We start from the raw sequence: 15,869 nt of genomic DNA, 5'->3' as shown, positions 1-15,869 counted from the left end.
CGCGCTGGTCCGGCTGCTCACAGGATGATCGAGACCTGGTTGCCGGCATGGCGTTCAAGCCGGCCCGCAAGGTCGAGTTCGATCAGGACAAGCTGTACCTGGGCCGGTTTCAGCCCGGTATGGCGTATGACCTCGTCCACATGGACGGGGCTGGGGCCCAAAGCCTGGATGACGCGGCTCCGGTCGTCGTCGCCAGGTGGCGGCGCCGGCATGAGGTCTTCCTGTTCGTCAAGGCTTGCCTGACCGGCAAAGAGGTCTCGCTGCCCGCCGGTCATCGGTGCAATCTGGTCGATGATGTCATCGGCTTCGGTCACCACGCTCGCCCCGTTCTTCAACAGGCGGTTGGAGCCGCCGGCACGCGGATCGAGCGGTGAGCCGGGAACGGCGAAGACGGCGCGGCCCATTTCACCGGCCAGCCGCGCCGAGATCAGAGAGCCGGAACGCAATGCCGCCTCGACCACGACAAGCCCGAAGGCAAGCCCGGCGATCAGCCGGTTGCGGCGCGGAAAATCCTGCGCGCGCGGCTGCCAGTGAAACGGCATTTCGGAGATGACGGCGCCGCCCCTGTCCACGATAGCCTCCATCAGCGGCACGTTCTCGGGCGGATAGGGCTGGGACAGGCCACCGGCCAGCACGGCCACCGTGCCGCCTTCCAGCGCGCCCTCATGGGCCGCCGTGTCGATGCCGCGGGCCAGTCCGGAGATGACGGCATGGCCGGCCGCGGCGAGATCGCGGGCCAGCATCCGCGCCATCTTGACACCGGAAAGCGAGGCATTGCGCGCGCCCACGATGGCGCAGGCGGGCAGCGCGAAAACGGCCGGATCACCACGGAACATGATGACGGGCGGCGGGCCGGGCATGGTCTTGAGCATGGCCGGGTATTCCGCCTCGCCGATGGCCGCGACAATGGCGCCGGCCTTCATGGCGGCCTCGATCTCCCGTTCGATCTCCGATTCGTGCGGAATGCGCGGCGGCTTGCGCGCTCCGCCGCGCGCGGCCAGTTCCGGCAATTCGTCCAGCGCGGCTCCGGCGGAACCGTAGCGGTTGATCAGTTCGCGAAAGGTTGCCGGCCCGACATTGTCCGTGCGGATCAGCCGCAGCCATTGCAGCCGCTGGCGGTCGCTCAGGCGAAAGGCGCGGGCCGGGCTGTCCATCAGCCTTTCGCGCCGATTTTCGATTCCGTGCCGGAAAGGAGGCGCGAAATGTTCTGGCGGTGCTTGAAATAGACGATGGCGCTCATCACGACGAAAAGCGCCGCCGGTCCGTTCTGGCCGAGCAGCCAGAGCACCACCGGCACCACCAGTGCCGCGGTCAGCGCGGCAAGCGAGGAATAGCGGAACAGGAAGGCCATGGTGAGCCATGTCACCGCGAAGGCCGCCAGTCCCTGCCAGCTCACGCCCAGCAGGACGCCGAGATAGGTCGCGACACCCTTGCCGCCCTTGAACCGCAGCCAGACCGGGTAAAGGTGGCCGAGAAACGCGCCGAAACCGGCGACAAGGCCGAAGTCCTGGTTCCATTGGGCGGCGGCAAGCACCGGAATCGTGCCCTTCAGCGCATCCGCCAGCAGCGTCAGCGCCGCCAGTTTCCTGTTGCCGGTGCGCAGCACATTGGTCGCGCCGATATTGCCGGAGCCGATCGAGCGCACATCGCCCAGCCCCGCCATGCGGGTCAGGATCAACCCGAAGGGTATGGAGCCGCACAGATAGCCGAAAGCCAGCGCCAGAAGCAGCGCTGCGCCATTCGCCTGGAAGTCGATTGCCCCGATCATGTCGCGTCCCTTCCGGTGCGGCGCGTTCAGGCCGGTTGCCCGCGCAGCAGCCTATTCTTGTTGGAAAACGGTCTTGCCTGCAACCATTGTTTGCAGAACCCGGCCCTGCATCCGCGCGCCCTCGAAGCAGGTGTTTTTCGAACGCGAGCGGATCTCCGTCTCCCGCACCAGCCAGGGCTCGTCCAGGTCGACGACAGCGAGATCGGCGCGCGCGCCGGGCTTCAGCGTACCCGCATCGAGGCCGAACAGGCGCGCCGGCGCGGTCGAAAGCACCTCGATGACGCGCAGCAGCGGCAGGTCGCCGCTGTGGTAAAGCCGAAGCATGGCGCCGAGCAGCGTTTCAAGGCCGATGGCGCCGGTTTCGGCATCGGCGAAGGGCAGGCGCTTGGTGTCCACGTCCTGCGGATCATGCGACGAGACGACGATGTCGATCGTGCCGTCGCGCACCGCCTCGACCATCGCCAGGCGGTCGTCCTCGCTGCGCAGCGGCGGCGACAGCCGGAAGAAGGTGCGGTACTCGCCGATATCGTTCTCGTTGAGCGAAAGATGGTTGACGCAGACGCCGGCCGTGGCGTTGACGCCTTCGCCCTTGGCAAGGCGCATCGCATCGGCCGACAGTTTCGTGGAGATCTTTGCCGCGTGATAGGCCCCGCCTGTCAGGCGCGCCAGCATCAGGTCGCGCGCCAGCGGAATGAGTTCGGCTTCGCGCGGAATGCCGGGCAGGCCGAGCCAGGAAGCGAAAAGCCCTTCGTTCATGACGCCCGCGGAGGCGAGATCCTTGTCCTGTGTCTCATGCAGGATCACCGCGCCGAAATCGCGCGCATAGGTCAGCGCCCGGCGCATCACCAGAGACGATGCCAAGGTGTTGCGCCCCTCGGTGAAGGCAACGGCACCGGCTTCGCTGAGCAGGCCTATTTCTGTCATCTCGCGCCCGGCCAGGCCCTTGGTGACAGCCGCCGCCGGATGGACATGCACGCAGGCCGTGTCGCGCGCCGTGCGCAGCACGAATTCCACCAGCGCCACGTCGTCGATCACCGGGTCGGTGTCGGGCATGGTGACAATGGAGGTGATTCCGCCCGCCGCCGCTGCCTCGCTGGCCGATGCGATGGTCTCGCGATGTTCGCCGCCCGGTTCCCCGACAAAGACGCGTCCGTCGACCAGTCCGGGCAGGACGGTCTTGCCGGTGCAGTCGATCAGCCTCGCGCCCTCCGGCACACCCTGGTTCAGGGCTTCCGGGCCGGCGGCCTCGATCAGCCCGTCGCGCACGATGACCGTGCCGGTTGCGTCCATCCCGCGCGACGGATCGACAATGCGCGCGCCGGAGAAGACAGTGACCATGCTCATTGGGCCGCCTCCTCGCCCTTGCGCGGGTCGAGCAGGGCTTCCAGCACGCCCATGCGCACCGCAACCCCCATCTCCACCTGTTCCTGGATGACGCTTTGCGGCCCGTCCGCCACTTCCGAGGCGATCTCCACGCCCCGGTTCATCGGCCCCGGATGCATGACCAGTGCGTCCGGCCTTGCCATTCTCAGCTTGGCGGCATCGAGGCCGAAATAGCGGAAATATTCGCGCACCGAAGGCACCGAGGCACCCGCCATGCGCTCGCGCTGCAGGCGCAGCATCATCACCACATCGGCATCCTTCAACCCTTCCGCCATGGAATGGAAGGGCGTCACCCCCATCTTGCCGATGCCTGCCGGCAGCAGCGTTGAGGGCGCGATCACGCGCACATGCGCCCCCATGGCATTGAGCAGGATGATGTTGGAGCGCGCCACGCGCGAATGCAGCACGTCGCCGCAGATCGCCACGGTCAGCCCGCCCAGCGTGCCCTTGGCGCGGCGGATGGTCAGGGCGTCGAGCAGCGCCTGGGTCGGGTGCTCATGCGCTCCGTCGCCGGCATTGATGACCGCGCAACCCACCTTCTGCGCCAGCAGCGCCACCGCGCCGGCCGAGGCATGGCGCACCACCAGCGCATCGGGCCGCATGGCATTCAGTGTCATCGCGGTGTCGATCAGCGTCTCGCCCTTCTTCACCGAGGATGAGGCGACGGACATGTTCATGACATCGGCACCCAGCCGCTTGCCTGCCAGTTCGAACGAGGACTGCGTGCGGGTCGAGGCTTCGAAGAAAAGGTTGATCTGGGTGCGCCCGCGCAGCGCCGCCGATTTCTTGTCGGCCTGACGGGAAAGTGCCACCGCGCGTTCTGCGCGGTTGAGCAGGAGATCGATGTCGAACGGGCTCAACCCGGCAATGCCGAGCAGGTGCCGGTGCGGATAAACGGAGAAGTCGGTTTCGCTGGTCATCTTGAATGGGTGCTATAGGCCGGTGGCCGGAACGCCGCAAGCGCCTGCCGGCCGCGCCGGGGCGTTTCCAACGGCTTTTTGCTGCCGTCGGGCTGCCCGGATGGTCGCAATGACGGCAGCCCCTGTCTCAATCAGCCAAACCGGTTGTGCGCACCTGCACCATGGTAGCGGTCCTGAATCGGTCGTGACAAGGGAGATGCGGCGAATGACGATGTTTGACTGGCATGCGGAACGGAGCGATCTGTCCGGCATTGCCCTTCTCGACCGCGCACCCGAAAGCGACGGCATCGACCTGGCCGCCGTGCGCCTGTACCGGCAGGGCCGTGTGCGCGGCGAGATGGAAAAGCGTGGCATCGACGCTGTTCTGCTCTCCGATCCGGTCAACATCCGCTATGCCACCGGCACCCGCAACATGCAGGTGTTCAGCCAGCGCAACGGCCCGGCCCGCTATCTGCTTCTGACGGCAAGCCGGTCCATCCTGTTCGAGTTCACCGGCTGTGAACATCTGGCAAAAGGCTTCGAGACGGTCGACGAGGTGCGCCCGGCGCTCACGGCCAGCTTCGTGGCCGCCGGCCCGGACATTGCAGACCGCGAACGCCGCTGGGCGCGGGAGATGGCAGACCTCGTCAGGGAACTGAGCGGACCGGGCGCAACGCTCGGCATGGAGCGGATGAATGCCGGCGCTGCCATCGCATTGCAGGCGGAAGGCCTGCGCCTTGTCGATGCGCAGGAGCCGGTTGAAATGGCCCGCGCCATCAAGTCGGCCGAAGAGATGAAATGCGTCAATGCCTCGCTGCGCGCCACCGAGGTCGCCGTGGCCAAGCTGCGCGACGCCATCCGTCCCGGTCTCACCGAAACGGAATTGTGGGCCGTGCTGCACAAGTCCGTCATCGAGCAGAATGGCGATTATTGCGAAACGCGCCTGCTCAATGCCGGCCAGCGCACCAATCCCTGGTTCCAGGAGACCGCCCATCACGTCATCGGCGAGAATGAGCTGATCGCGCTCGATACCGACGTCGTCGGCTGCCACGGCTACTATTCGGATTTCTCGCGCACCTTCCACGCAGGCCCCGGCATGCCGACGCCCGCCCAGCGCGAACTCTACCGGATCGCTTTCGAGCAGGTCCACCACAACATGGCCATCCTGAAGCCGGGCATGACTTTCCGTGACTATGCCGACCGGGCCTGGGACATACCGGAGAAATATCACGCCAACCGCTACTACCTTTCGGCCCATGGTTGCGGCATGACGGGCGAATATCCTTATCTCTATCATCGCGCCGATTTCCCCGATGCCGGTTATGACGGCATCATCGAGCCGGGCATGACGCTGTGCGTGGAAAGCTATATCGGCGAGGAAGGCGGGCGTGAGGGCGTGAAGCTGGAGCAGCAGGTGCTGGTCACCGATACCGGCATTGAACTGCTCTCGCGCTTTCCCTTCGAGGAAAGCCTGCTTTCCGGCTGAGGCGGGCCCCGCCGATTTTTTCTCACGGACGGGCGCCGCCCATGTGTCGCCCCGTGGCGTTCGCATGTCTATAAGAAGAAAACGGGATTCGCCGGGCGCGGTCCTGACAGAACGCAAGATGGGAGGCCGGCCGTGGCCACGCATGAAGTGCTGAACCAGTCTCCGCCCCATACGGGCGGGAATGCATGGCGATCCGATCCGCTGCTCGTGCAGATCACGGAAAGCTTCCCCGCGGATGTGCGCAACGACCTCGACCAGATCGGCCGCTTTGTCCTGACGGCCGAAGCGCAGGAGACCGCCCGGCTTGCCAATGACTGCGCGCCCCTTCTGAAGACGCACGACCGCCAGGGCCGCCGCGTGGACCAGGTGGAATACCACCCGGCCTATCACGCGCTGATGCGCCGCTCCGCGTCGGCCGGCCTGCATGCTTCCATCTGGGAGAACACGCCGTCGGAAAAGGGCATACGCCATCAGGCGCGCGCCGCACGGTTTTTCCTCATCGGACAGCTTGAAGCCGGTCATCTTTGTCCACTGACCATGACAAGCGCGTCCCTGGCGCCTCTGATGGCCAGCCCGAACCTGTTTCGCGAATGGGCGCCGCGCGTCACATCGCGCAAGTATGACAGCGCCAGCAAGCCGCCGGCCGCCAAGGCCGGACTGACGCTCGGCATGGGCATGACGGAAAAGCAGGGCGGAACGGACGTGCGTGCCAACACCACCCGCGCCGAACCGGCTGGCAAGGATCTCTATCGCATCACCGGCCACAAATGGTTCATGTCCGCGCCCATGTCGGATGCCTTTCTTCTGCTGGCCCAGGCGCCTGAAGGGCTGACCTGTTTCCTGGCACCGCGCATCCTTGCGGACGGCACGCAGAACGGCTTCCGCTTCCAGCGCCTGAAGGACAAGCTCGGAAACCGCTCCAACGCCTCTTCGGAGGTGGAATTCGAGGATGTCATCGCCCAGGCCGTGGGCGAACCGGGCGAGGGCGTCAGGACGATCATGGACATGGTCACGCTGACGCGGCTGGATTGCGCGCTGGGTTCCTCCGGCCTGATGCGCGCCGCGCTGTCGGAAGCCGTTCACCATGCCCGCCACCGCAAGGTGTTCGGGCGGCTGCTGGCCGACCAGCCGCTGATGATGCGGGTGCTGGCCGATCTGGCGCTGGATGTGGCCGCGGCCACGGCGCTGTCCATGCGGCTGGCCCGTGCCTTCGACCTGGCCGCCGGGGACGAGGGTGAGGCCGCTTTCGCCCGCGCCATGACGGCCGTGGTGAAATACTGGGTCTGCAAGATCGCGCCGCCGCTGATCTATGAGGCCATGGAGTGCTTGGGCGGCAATGGCTATGTCGAGGAAGGCAATCTGGCCCGCCTCTATCGCGAAGCCCCGGTCAATGCCATCTGGGAAGGCTCCGGCAATGTCATGGCGCTGGACGTGCTTCGGGTTCTCAAGCGCGGCCCGGCTCTGTTCGAGCGTGTCATCGACGGCTTCGAGGCCGATCTGGGCGCCGCTGGCAAGGGCACGATCGACGTCCTGCGCGCCGCCATGCAGGTGGCCCTCAACGACGAAGGCGCCGCGCGCATTCTCACCGAGCAGCTTGCCCTGGCCGCGGGCGCATCGGAATTGCGCCGCATCGGCGCGGGCCGCGTTGCCGATGCCTTCATTGACACCCGCCTGGCCGGCCAGTGGCGCGCCACCTACGGCATGCTCGACGCCCGTCACGACGCCGCGGTGATCATCGATTCGCTCTATCCCGATGCCGGCTGATCAGCCTGCGACCAGTCCCGCCACGGCGAGGACGGCCGGGATGGAGAAGAAGGATACCGCCGTCTGCATGGTCACGGTTGCCGCGTAGAGCGGGGCGTCGCCGCCGATCTGCTTGGCCAGAAGATAGCCGTTCATCGCCGTCGGCACCGCTCCGCACAGGGCCAGCCAGAGAATGGCCTCGCCTGTCACGCCGAAGGCAAGGCCAAGCCCCACCAGGGCGGCCGGGTAGGCGATGAGCTTGATGACGACCGGCAGCCAGAGCGCGGGACGCAGGCTGAACATGTCGCCCGGCCTCAGGCCCGCGCCGATGGCGATCAGCCCCATGCCGAGTGCCGCGCGCGCAACAAGGCTGAGCGTCACGTCGAGCGGGGCATAGAGCCCGCCGGGCAGATATCGCGCCAGCAGGCCTGCCGTTGCCGCCAGCACCAGCGGGTTGACGGCCATGCGCCGGGCCAGCGTGCCCAGGTCAGCCTGCGAATCGGCAAAGCGGGTGACGACGAGCACCGTCACCAGGTTGACCGGAATGACGATGGCCGCCATGGCGAGTGCAACAACGGCCACGCCTTCCGGCGGGAACAGTTTCTCGGCAATGGCCAGCGCCATGAAGCCGTTCCAGCGCAGGGCGGTCTGGAAGACGGTAGAATATTCGCTGCGCGCGATGAGACCGGCTGCCCGGAAGGCCGGCCACAGTGCCAGCATGCCGGCCATGCCGAGAAACAGCGCTGCCATGAGCGCGATGATCAGTGGCCCGAGGGAAAGGCCGGAAAAATCGGCTCGGAGGATCGAGGCGAAGAGCAGGGCAGGGTAGAGGAACCAGAAGCCGAGCTGTTCCAGCCCGTTCCAGGCCGACTTGTCGATCAGGGGTGAGCGCCGCAGCAGGTTTCCCGCAATGATCAGCAGGAAAATCGGCAGGATGCTTTCGAATGTCGCGATCATGCCGGCGCTTATGCCGGTCTTTTGCAGGCGCGGCAATCGGGCTTTTCCACTGCCGGCCGGGCGCCGTTAACCTTAACAAATGCTTTCCGTTGCCCCTCGTCCGGCCGGGGTCCAGATTGTAGGGGAGTTGAACCGGAGCAACCATGCCGCGTCTGATCGCCTTTGCAACCTGCTTTTTCTGGATGGCCGTTCATCTTCTGGCGGCACTGGCGGCGCTGCGCATGGTCCCCGCCGGCTTTCTCGGCATCGTGCCGTTCGATCCGCAGGGGCCGGTGGGGGCGATGGGCGATGTGTTCTTCGCCACTGCCTGCGGCGCGGTGGCGGCCGGCTTCCTCTGGGCCTTTGTGGTGATCGCCATGGATGACGGGGAAGCTGCGGGCGAAGCCGGGCTTGCGCCGGTCAATGCCGCCTTCGCGGGCGCCATCCTCCTGTGTGCCGCCAGCCTCCTTGCCCTGCCGGTCATGGTGGACGGAACCGTGGTGCGCGTCCTTGTGACGAATGTCGCCGCGCTCGGCGCGAGCTATGCCGCCGTCCATGCCGAAACGGCCGGCCTGCGCGTGTTCGGTCGTGCTCAGCACGATGATGTGGCGCAGCGCATGGCGGTGAGCGCGGCCCACGATTCCATGCTGGTTGCCCTGTCCGGGCGGACAGGACCGGGAAAGGAAAGACCCTGATGCGTTATGTGCTGATCCTTTGGGCCTTGCCGGTCGGCCTTCTCGGCGCTTGGTACTTCCTGTCTTACAATGACATCAATTTCGGTACCATCTTCCTGTCGCGCGCCCTCCATGACGCCGTGTTCCAACTCTATGGCGACATGCTGGGCATCGCCCCGGAAACGGTCCCCTGGCTGGTCCTGGAAGCGCTCGCCTTCGACACCGTGTTGATCCTGGCGCTGTTCGCCTTCCGGCGCCGCCGCCAGATCCGCGCCTGGTGGACCGCCCGCCGGATGCGGGACGAAGAAGGCCGCAGGCCGCCCGCGCTGCCCGAAAGGAACGAAACGCCGCAGGGCCTCTATTCGCCGGCGGAGTGATCGCCCGACAGGGCGTGCAGCCTGTCGAGCGCGCCTTGCAGGATGAAGGCCGCCGCCGCCGAATCGATTCGCGTTTCGCGCTTCTTGCGCGACACGTCCATCTCCAGCAATGCCCGTTCCGCCGCCACCGTCGAAAGCCGCTCGTCCCAATAGACGAAGGGCAGGTCTGTCAGCGTTTCCATGTTGCGTACGAAAGCCCGTGTCGCCTGCACGCGCGGGCCCTGGCTGCCGTCCATGTTCATCGGCAGGCCGATGACGAAGGCCGCGACGCCGTCCTTGCGCGCGTCCGCCAGAAGCCTTTGCGCATCGAGCGTGAACTTCTTGCGCTCGATCACCGGCCGGGGATTGGCAAAGGCCAGCGAGCGGTCCGAGACGGCAAGGCCGATCGTCTTGGTGCCGAGATCGAGCCCGGCGACCGTGTCGCCCGGCTTGAGCGCGACGGCCAGTTCCTCGATGGTCAGCACGGTCAACGGTCATTCTCCACATTGATTTGACATCGCCGGGTTCTATTCTTCCCCGCAGTCAAAAGCGAGGAGAGAACCGATGAAGCTGACCTGGTATGGCCATTCCGCATTCCGCGTCGAGTTTGGCGACGCGAAGATCCTGATCGATCCCTTCCTGTCGGGCAATCCGTCCTGGGGCAAGGGCTGGGAAGGACCGGCTGAGGGTGCGACCCACGTGCTGCTGACCCACGGCCATGACGATCACCTGCTTGACGCGGTTGAAATCTGCAAGGCCACGGGCGCGCAACTGGTCGCCAATTTCGAGATCGCCATGTATCTTGCCGCCAAGGGCGTGGCGCAGGACAAGCTCAATCCCGGCAACCAGGGCGGCACGGTCGATTGCGGCGGTTTCACCACCACATTCGTCCATGCCCAGCATTCCTCCTCCGCGCAGACCGGCGGCGGCGGCAATGTCTATCTCGGCAACCCGCTCGGCCTCGTCCTGCATGCACCGGGCGAAAAGACACTGTATCACATGGGCGATACGGACATCTTCTCCGACATGGCGCTGATCAATGAATTGCACCAGCCCGATATTGGCCTTGTGCCGGTAGGCGACCGCTTCACCATGGGCGGTGCTGTGGCCGCGCTGGCCTGCCAGCGTTTCTTCAGGTTCTCGACCGTCATTCCCTGCCACTACGGCACGTTCCCGATCATCGAGCCGGACGCCTCGAAGTTCGCCGCCGGCATGGACGGCTCCGGCGTCGATGTCCTGATCCCCGGCATCGGGGAATCGGTCGAACTGTAAGGCGGCTGCGCGCAGGCGGCCGGTCATTGACCGTTGCGCCCGGCACGCCGGGGCTTTATAGCCCGATGTGAAACGCCCCGGGCGCACCCGCTGCCCGGGGAAATCCTGTTTGTCACTCACGCGCCGGAGCTTTTTGCATGTCCGTCGACCTCGACACCGTCAAGCGCGTCGCGCGCCTGGCCCGTATCGCCGTCACCGAGGAGGAAGCCTCGTCCCTGACCGGCAAGCTCAATTCCATTCTCGGTTTCGTCGAGCAACTCGATGAAGTGGACGTGTCGGGCGTCGAGCCGATGACGTCCGTCATACCGATGGACATGAAGAAGCGCACCGACGCGGTGACCGATGGCGGCAAGGCCGCGGACATCGTCGCCAACGCCCCGGCATCGGAAGAGAATTTCTTCCTTGTGCCGAAAGTCGTCGAATAACCAAGCTGCCAGCGGAAACATGCCGACCATGACCGAATTGACCGCCCTGACCATTGCCGAAGCCCGCGCGCAGCTCAAGGCCAAGGCCTTCACCGCCGTGGAACTGACCGAGGCCTACCTGGCCGCCATCGACCAGGCCAATCCCGTTTTCAATGCCTATGTCGCGGTCACCCATGACAGGGCGCGCGAAATGGCCGCGGCCTCGGATACACGCCTTGCCAGCGGCGAGGCCGGCGCGCTTGAGGGCATTCCGCTCGGCATCAAGGACCTCTATGCCACGGAAGGTGTCCATACGCAGGCCTGCAGCCACATTCTCGACGGGTTCCGGCCGCGTTACGAATCGACCGTCACCGCCAATCTCTGGACCGATGGCGCGGTCATGCTGGGCAAGCTCAACATGGACGAGTTCGCCATGGGCTCTTCCAACGAGACCAGCTTCTACGGCCCCGTGAAAAACCCCTGGCGCGCGGATGGCTCCAATGCCGATCTCGTGCCCGGCGGCTCGTCCGGCGGGTCGGCCGCTGCCGTGGCCGCCTGGCTGTGCGCCGGCGCGACGGCCTCCGACACCGGCGGCTCCATCCGCCAGCCGGCCGCCTTCACCGGCACTGTCGGCATCAAGCCCACCTATGGCCGCTGCTCGCGCTGGGGCATGGTGGCCTTCGCCTCTTCGCTGGATCAGGCCGGCCCCATCGCCCGCGACGTGCGCGACGCCGCCATTCTTCTGAAGTCCATGGCTTCGGTCGATCCGAGGGACACCACCTCCGTCGATCTGCCCGTTCCCGATTACGAGGCTGCGCTCGGCCGTTCGCTCAAGGGCATGAAGATCGGCATTCCCGCCGAATATCGCGTCGACGGCATGCCCGACGAGATCCTCACCCTTTGGCAGAAGGGCATCGACTGGCTGCGCGATGCCGGCGCCGAGATCGTCGATATTTCCCTCCCGCACACGAAATACGCGCTGCCCGCCTATTACATCGTCGCCCCGGCCGAGGCCTCGTCAAACCTGGCGCGCTACGATGGCGTGCGCTACGGGCTGCGCGTGCAGGGCAAGGACATTGCCGACATGTATGAGAAGACCCGCGCCGCCGGTTTCGGCGACGAGGTCAAGCGCCGCATCATGGTCGGCACCTACGTTCTGTCTGCCGGCTACTACGATGCCTATTACCTGAAGGCGCAGAAGGTGCGCACGCTTATCAAGAAGGATTTCGAGGACGCCTTCGCCGCCGGTGTGGATGCCATTCTCACGCCTGCCACGCCGTCCGCGGCCTTCGGCATCGCCGATCAGGAACTGGCGTCCGATCCGGTCAAGATGTATCTGAACGACGTGTTCACCGTCACGGTCAACATGGCGGGCCTGCCCGGCATCGCCGTTCCCGCGGGCCTTGACGCGAAAGGCCTGCCGCTCGGGCTGCAACTCATCGGCAAGCCTTTCGACGAGGAAACGCTGTTTGCCACCGCCCATGTGATCGAGCAGGCCGCCGGCCGTTTCTCGCCGGTGAAATGGTGGTGAGCGCAATGCCCGGCGGCAATCTCCGACGGGCATTCCGACCGCTTGCGCAGGTTTTCCTGCCGGCAAGTCATGGCGCATGGTCGCGCCCTGCCTTCTGGCGTCATCCGCCTTTCGAGCAGGGCGCCGCAGGCTCGAATCCTTGTATGGCGGCGCGGATACAGTAGAATTTGCGCTCGATCCACAGGCCTGAACGTCTGAGTGGCAGAAAGAAGGCCACCGAGACCAAAGCGGCGATCAGGCCGTATTCGATGGCGGTCGCACCGGATTGGTCGTCCATGAACTTTCTTCGGCCGAACAGGAATTCCCTGCGTGTCATGATCGAAACTTACTCGTTTTCTGCGCCATTGGATGAAAACCGCGCCCAAGCACCCAGACATCCAATCAGCGGGAATGAATTCCGCGAATGGTTTGCGATCTGAATGACTGGAAACGGCGAGGTCATGAGCACAACGCCGGTTTGGGCCAACCCATGAGACCGGCGCGGACGCACTGGATATTCGTGGAAATGAGGATGCCAACGCGCCTGGGTGCGGGTGTGAGCAGGGCAGCGCCGATTAGACCGGCGATCAGGCCATATTCGATGGCCGTCGCGCCGGATTCGTCGCCGGTATAGTCCTTTTTGCGTCCGAACAGAAGTTCGCGCCGGGTGAGCTTCATTCCGTTTCCCCCGTGATTGGCATACTTGAAAGTCCTTGTAACCCATCAGCCGTAACACATCCGTTAATTGAAAAACGAAAATGAAAATAATCATAAGTTGCTAAATTAGAGAAATAGCCTATATCAGCCAAATGGCCTTGGCTCTGTTCCGGTGTATGCGGCAATCGGCAGCCGGTTGGGTGGTTCTCCGGTGTGCGGCGACAACGGTGGAAAACGGAAGGGAACGGCCGCGCTTCGCGGAAGACCCTCAGAGAGGCCTTTTGCGCAGGCCTGTCAGCATGTCCCGTTTCGTGCCGAAACCGGCGACCGTCTGCACCTTGAAGCCGGCGGCCTGAAGGTTGCGGCGCACGAAACCGGCCGCGGTATAGGTGGCGAAACCGCCGCCTGGCACTGTCTTGTCATGCACGGTCTGCATGAGCGCTTCATTCCACATTTCGGGGTTCTTGGCGGGGGAAAAGCCGTCCAGATACCACGCATTGGCGCGGCCCGGCCATTGTGCCACGGTTTCGCGGGCATCGCCGATGACGATCATCAGTTGCGTTTGCCTGTCGAGCCGGATCGGGCGCTCCTCGCCATGCGGCGGCCATTCCGACGGCAGGACGGAAAGCAGGCGTTCGGCCAGTTCGCCAAGATGCGGCCATCGTTTCAGCGCGCGCGCCATCTGGTCGGCAGACAGCGGATAGGCCTCGAAGGAGGTGAAGGACAATTGCGCCGCGAAGGGCCGGGTGGCCCGCCATGCAGCCCAGGTTTCAAGGAAATTGAGGCCGGTGCCGAAGCCCAGTTCGGCGATCGAGAAATAGGGCGAACCGGCCCAGGCGCCGGGAAGCCCGTTGCCTTTCAGGAAAACATGCCGCGTTTCGCCGGGTCCGTCGGCGCGCGAGCAGAAGGGATCGTCGAAGAGCGCCGATACGGGTTGGCCGTCCTCGTCCCATTGCAGCGGATGGACCTGCTTGCCGTTTTGCCCGTGAGGCGTCTGCGCCAATTGCATTCCCCGTCATTTGCGTTCAAACGGAAAAGACCATGCCGGATTCCTCAACAAAAATCGATATCCCTTGCGCGGCTCCGCTCGTGATTGTGGGCGCCGGTGTCGTCGGCCTGTGGTGCGCGCTCAAGGCGGTGCGGCGGGGTGTCAGGCCATTGCTTCTGGAGGCTGGTCTGGCCGGCGGCGGAGCGTCGAACGGCCACCTCGGGGCCTTGATGCCGCACCAGCCGGTCAACTGGTCACACAAGAAGCAGGTGCAACTCGACGGCCTGCTCGCCCTGGAGCATGAAACCGCCTTGCTGGAAGCCGGCACCGGCCTGTCCTGCGGCTATCGCCGCAGCGGCCGCATCATGCCCCTGGCAAGTGCGGCGCAGCGGGAACGCCATCTGGCATGGGCGGCGGCGGCGGCCGCCCGCTGGCCCTCTGGCAGCCCGCATGGACGCAGCTTTTCATGGCGTGTTGTCGACACCAATCCGGCACCGGGATGGATTGCGGAAGACGCAGCCCCCTTCGGCTACGGCATTGAAACCCTGAGCGCCCGCGTGTCACCGCGCCGGCTGTGTGCCGTCCTGAAAGCCGCCCTTGGCGACAGGGCCGTGCTGGCCGAGCAATGCCCGGTGGAGCGGGTGGAGCCCGGCGGCGCGATCCGCCTTGCGGGCGGGGGCACGGTCCATGGCGAAGCCGTCATCCTGTCGGCCGGCTGGCAATCCTCCACGCTCATGCCATCCATGCCCCCGGTGGCGGGTGTGAAGGGGCAATCCGCGCTCCTTCAGCCCTCAAGCCCCGTCGATCCGGGCCTTCCGCTGCTCTACGATGATGGCGTCTACGCCATTGCCCATGACGACGGCCGTGTCGCCGTCGGTTCCACCTCCGAAAAGCTCTGGAGCGACCCCTCGTCCACGGACGAGCGGCTGGATGATGTCATTTCGCGCGCGCTGCGTCTGTCGCCGGCATTGCGCGGAGCCCGTGTCCTGGAGCGCTGGGCCGGCCTGCGCCCGAAGGGTCCGACAGCCGCTCCGGTGGTCGGCCGCTTTGGCGAAAGCCGGATTGTTGCGGCGACCGGCGGTTTCAAGATCACCTTTGCGATCGCCCACGAAATGGCTGACGCTGCCCTGGCGGAGGCCCTTGGGCCATCCGCCTGAAAAGATCGACGGAGGCCCTTGGGCCATCCGCCTGAAGAGGTCGTGCCGGCAGGCTTACCAGGTGCCGGTATTCTCCATGCTCTTCCAGGGCTCTTGCGGCTCCAGCGGCCCGTTTTCCTGGATCAGTTCGATCGAGATGCCGTCCGGCGACTTGATGAAGGCCATGTAGCCGTCGCGCGGCGGGCGGTTGATCGTCACGCCCTTGTCCATCAGCCGCTGGCAGGTGTCGTAGATGTTGTCGACCGAATAGGCGAGGTGGCCGAAATTGCGCCCGCCCGTATAGGTTTCCGTCGAGCCGTCCTCTCCGGGCCAGTTGTAGGTCAGCTCGACTTCCGGCGCGCGGGTTTCGCGCGCGGTTGTCTCGTCCTTCGGCGCAGCGAGAAAGATCAGCGTGAAGCGGCCGGCGTCATTGTCGATCCGCCGTGTTTCCACGAGCCCGAACGTGTTGCAGAAGAAATCGAGCGATTTGTCGATATTCGTGATGCGGATCATCGTGTGGCGGAAGCGCATGATCGGGGTCTCCTTGTCTGCCGGCCGGCCTGAATGCCTGGCCTTTCGTCGCCGCACCATATGGCGCTGCGCAACCGCGCCTCAAGCGTGCAATGGACGTAATCCCCTTGAATTCGCATCTGGGGT

General features: G+C 65.3%; 18 protein-coding genes. 8 read left to right on the top strand and 10 right to left on the bottom strand.

The features are described from left to right. Positions 1 to 17: 17 nt before the first annotated feature. Genes dprA through R3D65_RS01630 form a run of 4 tightly spaced genes read right to left on the bottom strand, consistent with a single transcriptional unit; the run spans position 18 to position 4,071 of the window. Positions 18 to 1,154: a DNA-processing protein DprA gene (gene dprA, locus R3D65_RS01645; protein WP_371273489.1), complete on the bottom strand. Its 1,137-nt coding sequence runs from the start codon at positions 1,152 to 1,154 to the stop codon at positions 18 to 20. After that, positions 1,154 to 1,768: a glycerol-3-phosphate 1-O-acyltransferase PlsY gene (plsY, locus tag R3D65_RS01640; protein ID WP_371273488.1), complete on the bottom strand. Its 615-nt coding sequence runs from the start codon at positions 1,766 to 1,768 to the stop codon at positions 1,154 to 1,156. Before plsY ends, dprA begins: the two co-directional genes overlap by 1 nt. A gap of 51 nt (positions 1,769 to 1,819) precedes the next feature. Continuing rightward, positions 1,820 to 3,112 carry a dihydroorotase gene (locus tag R3D65_RS01635; RefSeq protein WP_371273487.1) on the bottom strand — a complete coding sequence of 431 codons (1,293 nt, stop codon included), beginning with the start codon at positions 3,110 to 3,112 and terminating at the stop codon, positions 1,820 to 1,822. Continuing rightward, on the bottom strand, positions 3,109 to 4,071 hold the full coding sequence (locus R3D65_RS01630) for an aspartate carbamoyltransferase catalytic subunit (RefSeq protein WP_371273486.1): 963 nt from the start codon (positions 4,069 to 4,071) through the stop codon (positions 3,109 to 3,111). The genes R3D65_RS01635 and R3D65_RS01630 overlap by 4 nt, the downstream gene beginning before the upstream one ends. 205 nt (positions 4,072 to 4,276) lie before the next feature. Between R3D65_RS01630 and R3D65_RS01625 the strand changes: the two genes are divergently transcribed. Continuing rightward, the gene (locus R3D65_RS01625; protein ID WP_371273485.1) at positions 4,277 to 5,536 is read left to right on the top strand and encodes a M24 family metallopeptidase; all 1,260 of its coding nucleotides are present in this window, start codon (positions 4,277 to 4,279) and stop codon (positions 5,534 to 5,536) included. 132 nt (positions 5,537 to 5,668) lie between these two features. Further along, positions 5,669 to 7,300: an acyl-CoA dehydrogenase family protein gene (locus R3D65_RS01620; protein ID WP_371273484.1), complete on the top strand. Its 1,632-nt coding sequence runs from the start codon at positions 5,669 to 5,671 to the stop codon at positions 7,298 to 7,300. Here R3D65_RS01620 and R3D65_RS01615 read toward each other — a convergent pair whose 3' ends face one another. Continuing rightward, positions 7,301 to 8,236 carry an AEC family transporter gene (locus tag R3D65_RS01615; RefSeq protein ID WP_371273483.1) on the bottom strand — a complete coding sequence of 312 codons (936 nt, stop codon included), beginning with the start codon at positions 8,234 to 8,236 and terminating at the stop codon, positions 7,301 to 7,303. A gap of 143 nt (positions 8,237 to 8,379) precedes the next feature. Between R3D65_RS01615 and R3D65_RS01610 the strand changes: the two genes are divergently transcribed. Continuing rightward, positions 8,380 to 8,910: a hypothetical protein gene (locus R3D65_RS01610; RefSeq protein ID WP_371273482.1), complete on the top strand. Its 531-nt coding sequence runs from the start codon at positions 8,380 to 8,382 to the stop codon at positions 8,908 to 8,910. After that, complete coding sequence (locus R3D65_RS01605; protein ID WP_371273481.1) at positions 8,910 to 9,266, top strand: DUF6105 family protein; 357 nt, start codon at positions 8,910 to 8,912, stop codon at positions 9,264 to 9,266. The genes R3D65_RS01610 and R3D65_RS01605 overlap by 1 nt, the downstream gene beginning before the upstream one ends. On the opposite strand, the gene ruvX is transcribed toward R3D65_RS01605, so the two are convergent. After that, entirely contained in the window at positions 9,248 to 9,736 is a 489-nt protein-coding gene (gene ruvX, locus R3D65_RS01600; RefSeq protein ID WP_371273480.1) for a Holliday junction resolvase RuvX, read from the bottom strand. The genes R3D65_RS01605 and ruvX overlap by 19 nt on opposite strands. A 73-nt stretch (positions 9,737 to 9,809) precedes the next feature. On the opposite strand from ruvX, the gene R3D65_RS01595 reads away from it, so the two are divergent. The 3 genes from R3D65_RS01595 (at position 9,810) to gatA (ending at position 12,452) form a co-directional block, all read left to right on the top strand. Next, on the top strand, positions 9,810 to 10,517 hold the full coding sequence (locus R3D65_RS01595; RefSeq protein WP_371273479.1) for a metal-dependent hydrolase: 708 nt from the start codon (positions 9,810 to 9,812) through the stop codon (positions 10,515 to 10,517). A gap of 137 nt (positions 10,518 to 10,654) precedes the next feature. After that, positions 10,655 to 10,942 carry an Asp-tRNA(Asn)/Glu-tRNA(Gln) amidotransferase subunit GatC gene (gatC, locus tag R3D65_RS01590; protein WP_371273478.1) on the top strand — a complete coding sequence of 96 codons (288 nt, stop codon included), beginning with the start codon at positions 10,655 to 10,657 and terminating at the stop codon, positions 10,940 to 10,942. Positions 10,943 to 10,970: 28 nt separating this feature from the next. Continuing rightward, complete coding sequence (gene gatA / locus R3D65_RS01585; protein WP_371273477.1) at positions 10,971 to 12,452, top strand: Asp-tRNA(Asn)/Glu-tRNA(Gln) amidotransferase subunit GatA; 1,482 nt, start codon at positions 10,971 to 10,973, stop codon at positions 12,450 to 12,452. A gap of 100 nt (positions 12,453 to 12,552) precedes the next feature. On the opposite strand, the gene R3D65_RS01580 is transcribed toward gatA, so the two are convergent. The 3 genes from R3D65_RS01580 to mnmD all read right to left on the bottom strand — a co-directional run bounded on the left by R3D65_RS01580 (position 12,553) and on the right by mnmD (position 14,091). Further along, positions 12,553 to 12,729, bottom strand: a complete 177-nt coding sequence (locus R3D65_RS01580) for a Flp family type IVb pilin (protein WP_371273476.1) — start codon at positions 12,727 to 12,729, stop codon at positions 12,553 to 12,555. Between the two features lie 161 nt (positions 12,730 to 12,890). Beyond that, the gene (locus R3D65_RS01575) at positions 12,891 to 13,109 is read right to left on the bottom strand and encodes a Flp family type IVb pilin (protein WP_371273475.1); all 219 of its coding nucleotides are present in this window, start codon (positions 13,107 to 13,109) and stop codon (positions 12,891 to 12,893) included. Positions 13,110 to 13,356: 247 nt separating this feature from the next. Continuing rightward, a complete protein-coding gene (mnmD, locus tag R3D65_RS01570) occupies positions 13,357 to 14,091 on the bottom strand; it encodes a tRNA (5-methylaminomethyl-2-thiouridine)(34)-methyltransferase MnmD (protein WP_371273474.1) in 735 nt (244 codons plus the stop codon). Positions 14,092 to 14,129: 38 nt separating this feature from the next. On the opposite strand from mnmD, the gene R3D65_RS01565 reads away from it, so the two are divergent. Further along, positions 14,130 to 15,233, top strand: coding sequence for an NAD(P)/FAD-dependent oxidoreductase (locus tag R3D65_RS01565; protein ID WP_371273473.1), 1,104 nt, complete (start codon positions 14,130 to 14,132; stop codon positions 15,231 to 15,233). Positions 15,234 to 15,287: 54 nt separating this feature from the next. Here R3D65_RS01565 and R3D65_RS01560 read toward each other — a convergent pair whose 3' ends face one another. Next, positions 15,288 to 15,743 (bottom strand): VOC family protein, encoded by a 456-nt coding sequence (locus R3D65_RS01560; protein WP_371273472.1) that lies wholly within the window; start codon positions 15,741 to 15,743, stop codon positions 15,288 to 15,290. Between the last annotated feature and the right edge of the window lie 126 nt (positions 15,744 to 15,869).

It is taken from the genome of Zhengella sp., assembly GCF_041397485.1.
GTDB lineage: Bacteria > Pseudomonadota > Alphaproteobacteria > Rhizobiales > Rhizobiaceae > Zhengella.
Note: the sequence above shows the minus strand (reverse complement) of the source record. Positions and strands in the feature narration are given on the sequence as shown.